Genomic DNA, 606 nt, shown 5'->3' with positions numbered 1-606 from the left:
GCCGGCCCGGGGCGGGGCGTCAGAACCTGACGGCGATGTTGAGGCGTGCGGCGTGCTCGGTGAAGTCGCCGGCGAAGGCGCCGTCATAGCGCAGGTCGACATCCATCCAGGTCTCGCTCATCAGGCGGAGGCCGGCGCTGACGCGGCCCACCGTGTCGGCCACCGCCACCGCGCTCGCGAAGCTGCCGGTGCCGGCCGGGGCGCCGGCGAAGCGGGCCTCGGCAGCGAAGCTGTCGACGGTGGAGAAGCTCGCCCCGGCGCGCGCATAGGCCCTGAGCGCCAGCCCCTCGGCGATGTCGAACACCGCGCCGCCCTCCACCGAGGGGGTGGCGACGAAGGCGGTCTCGTCGCTGCCGGAGACCGCGAGGTCGAGCGCCCCGGCGCCGCGCTCGGCATAGCCGCCGGCATCGACATGGATCACGTCGAGATCGAGCGCGGGCCGCAGATAGGCCGCCTCGAAGCCGACCGTGTAGGCGGCCCGGAGCCGGGCGCCGAGGGCGGTGACGTCCTGCTCGCCCTCGGCCAGCTCGGGCGTGCCGCCGAAGGCCAGCCGCCGCTCGGTGTCGAACTGGCCCCAGCCGGCGGTGACCCCGGCCGAGACCGCGA

Annotated in this window: 1 protein-coding gene; it reads right to left on the bottom strand. The window is 75.6% G+C overall.

The features are described from left to right. Positions 1-19 precede the first annotated feature (19 nt). The coding region (locus QSJ97_RS24650) for an autotransporter outer membrane beta-barrel domain-containing protein (RefSeq protein WP_285675152.1) at positions 20-606 on the bottom strand (587 nt) is incomplete at its 5' end.

Source organism: Paralimibaculum aggregatum (genome assembly GCF_030270585.1).
Lineage (GTDB): Bacteria > Pseudomonadota > Alphaproteobacteria > Rhodobacterales > Rhodobacteraceae > Thermohalobaculum > Thermohalobaculum aggregatum.
The sequence above is the reverse complement of the archived record's forward strand: the minus strand, read 5'-3'. Positions and strand labels throughout refer to the sequence as shown.